This window comes from Protofrankia sp. Cj3 (assembly GCF_917627355.1).
GTDB lineage: Bacteria > Actinomycetota > Actinomycetes > Frankiales > Frankiaceae > Protofrankia.
This window is the reverse complement of sequence record NZ_CAKJTR010000308.1, coordinates 1-2,976: the sequence shown is the minus strand read 5'-3', so window position 1 is coordinate 2,976 and position 2,976 is coordinate 1. Positions and strand designations below refer to the sequence as shown.

Genomic DNA, 2,976 nt, shown 5'->3' with positions numbered 1-2,976 from the left:
CACCCCTGTTGCCGGGCGCTCCTACCGGTCACGTCTCGACACGCGGAGCCCGCCAGCAGAGCAGGAGCCCGGATTGGCCCGGCCAGCCGTGGAGAACCGTCCCAAGCAGGCCACCGACCTGGCGGGCTGATCGCCTTGCTGGAAAACCATGAACCTGGAGATCAGGAACGGACATGACTGCCGAGGCCATCATCCCGCCGCTTTTCTGTGCGGCCCACCTGCTGGGCTCGTGGGACGAGCGCCATCCCCAACAGGCGTTCGGCGAGCTGGCCGGGCAGGATACGCCGAGCCGCCCGGACGGCACCCTCGTCATCACCCGCCGCGAGGAGATGACGGAGTTCCTCCGTCACCCGGCGGTGCGCGCCACCGATGGGACGCACTACAACATGGGCGCCCAGCGCCCACTGATCCCGTTGGATCTCGACGGCGACGCGCACCGCACCTACCGCAAACTGCTGGATCCGTTGTTCGCTCCAAAACAGGTCGCGCGGCTGGAGGCGACCATACGAGCACGAACAAACGCCCTGATCGACATGTTCGTGGACACGGGTGAGGCCGAGCTGCTGACGAGCCTGTGCGCGCCGCTGCCCACGCATATCTTCATCGACCTCCTCGGTCTCCCCACCGACGACCTTCCGATCTTCCTGGACTTCAAGGAAGCGGTCGTCCGGCCACAGGGCAGCACCGCGGAGGAACAGCAGGCGCACATGCGCGCGGCGGGCGAACGCATGTACGACTACCTCACGCGCGTCCTCGCCGAGCACCGCGCCGAGCCCCCACGGGACGACCTGATCGGCGCCTTCCTGACGGCCAGCGTGGACGGCGCGCGACTGTCCGACCAGAAAATCATCGATATCTGCTATCTACTTGTGATCGCAGGCCTGGACACGGTCACCTGCTCACTGTCGTGCATGCTCGCCTGGTTCGCTGAGCACCCTGCCGAACGCCACCGGGTGCTGACAGACCCGACGCTGCTCGGCAAGGCGATCGAGGAACTGATGCGCTTCGAGTCACCGGTACCGCTCGGGCATCGGTGGGTGACCGAGGACATCGAGGTCCACGGCCGCCGGTTCCCGGCCGGGTCCAAGGTCGAGGTGGTGTGGGCGGCGGCGAACCTCGACCCGGCCGCGTTCCCCGATCCGATGACCGTCGAGCTCGAACGCCCGCACAACGCGCACGTCGGTTTCGCGGCCGGCCCGCATCGCTGCCTCGGCTCCAATCTCGCCCGCCTCGAGCTGCGCGTCGCGCTCGAGGAGTTCCACCGGCGTATTCCCGAATACACGATCGCTCCTGGAAAGGAAGTGCTGTACACGAACTACGGTGTACGCGCCGCGATTCATTTACCGATCACCTTCCCGGTCGCCTGAACGGCCCCGGCACCCGTTCAGCGCTCCTTCTCATACGAGCAGGCCCGGCGGCTACGAGCAGGCCCGGCGCCGCCGCGCCCTTGGCGCCGGGCGCTCTCAAGCAGCGGTTTTTTCATCTCTGTCCGCGGTGCGATATCGGATCCGCCTGTCATCTGGAGGAAGATGTGACACTCGACGTAGTACCCGAGGGCCGGCTGTACATCGATGGGGAGTTCCGCGAGGCGATCGCCGGCGGGCGCTTCGACGTCCTGAGCCCGAGCGACGAGTCGGTCGTCGGCACGGCGGCCGACGGGCAGGCCGAAGATGTCGCCGCCGCGGTCACCGCGGCCCGACGGGCCGCGGACGAGACCCTGTGGGCCACCGACCATGCGTTCCGCGAGCGGGTCCTGCGCCAGTTGCAGGATGCGCTACGCAAGGAAGCGGCCGTTGCCAAACAGATCCAGATCGCCGAAGCCGGCACCCCGACGTCCAACATCGGCGCCCACATCGACGTGATGACCGATGACATGTCGTACTTCAACGATCTCATCGGGCGCTTCCCGTGGGAACGCGACTTCGGCGTGCACCAGGGCGTTGGCCTGCCGAGCAACCGTCTTGTCCGGTACGAGCCGTATGGCGTGGTCGGGGCGATCACACCGTGGAACGCGCCGTTCATGACCGACATCTGGAAGATCCAACACGCGCTGGCCACCGGCAACACCATCGTGCTCAAGACCGCTCCGGACACACCGCTGACAGGGGCCTTCATCGCGAAGATTGCACACGAGCACACCGACCTGCCGCCGGGCGTGCTGAACGTGATCAGCTCGCACGACAAAGCCGTGGCAGGAGAGGCACTGACCGGCGACCCGCGGGTGGACATGTACCACTTCACCGGATCACCAGCCGTCGGCCAGCGCATCTACGAACGTGCGGCGGTCGGCATCCGCAAGGTCTGCCTGGAGCTCGGCGGAAAGTCCGCGAACATCATCCTCGACGACGCCGATCTGGCCGTCGCGCTGCCGATGACAGTCGGGATGTGCATGGCCAACAGCGGGCAGGGGTGTGCGCTCGCGACCCGGCTGGTCGTACACGCCTCCCGGTACGACGAGGTGCTGGAGGCAGTGACCGCCGCCATCGGAGCGCTGCCGTGGGGCGACCCGACCGACCCGGCGAACATTGTCGGGCCGATCATCAACGGTGCGCAGCTGGCGCGGATCGAGGGGCTCGTGGAACGGGCCCGGGCCGCGGGCGCGCGGGTGCCGGTCGGCGGGCGTCGCGGCGCTTCACCGACCGGCGGCAGGGGCTTCTGGTACGAGCCGACCGTCGTCGCTGACGTGCACGAGGACGCTGAGATCGCCCAGTACGAGGTGTTCGGGCCGGTCCTGACCGTGGTGCGGTACGACGGCGACGACGATGAGGCGGTCCGGGTCGCCAACAACTCCCGCTACGGGCTCTCGTCGTACATCCAGACGCAGGACCCGGAGCGTGCCCTGCGTCTCGCGAAGCGCATGAAGGCCGGGACCGTCAACATCGGACCATCGTTCTACCTGTCACCGGACACACCGTTTGGCGGATACGGCATCAGCGGTGTCGGGCGCGAGCACGGCGAGGACGGCTTCCGCGAATA

General features: G+C 67.6%; 2 protein-coding genes. Both read left to right on the top strand.

Going from position 1 to position 2,976, the window contains the following annotated elements:
- Positions 1–173: 173 nt before the first annotated feature.
- On the top strand, positions 174–1,367 hold the full coding sequence (locus MJ783_RS22810) for a cytochrome P450 (RefSeq protein WP_239313853.1): 1,194 nt from the start codon (positions 174–176) through the stop codon (positions 1,365–1,367).
- Between the two features lie 164 nt (positions 1,368–1,531).
- The coding region (locus tag MJ783_RS22805) for an aldehyde dehydrogenase family protein (RefSeq protein WP_239313851.1) at positions 1,532–2,976 on the top strand (1,445 nt) is incomplete at its 3' end.

What these genes read in the sequence shown, in the direction of transcription:
- MJ783_RS22810 (WP_239313853.1), top strand. Translation starts at nt 174, where the DNA reads ATGACTGCCGAGGCCATCATCCCGCCGCTTTTCTGTGCGGCCCACCTG.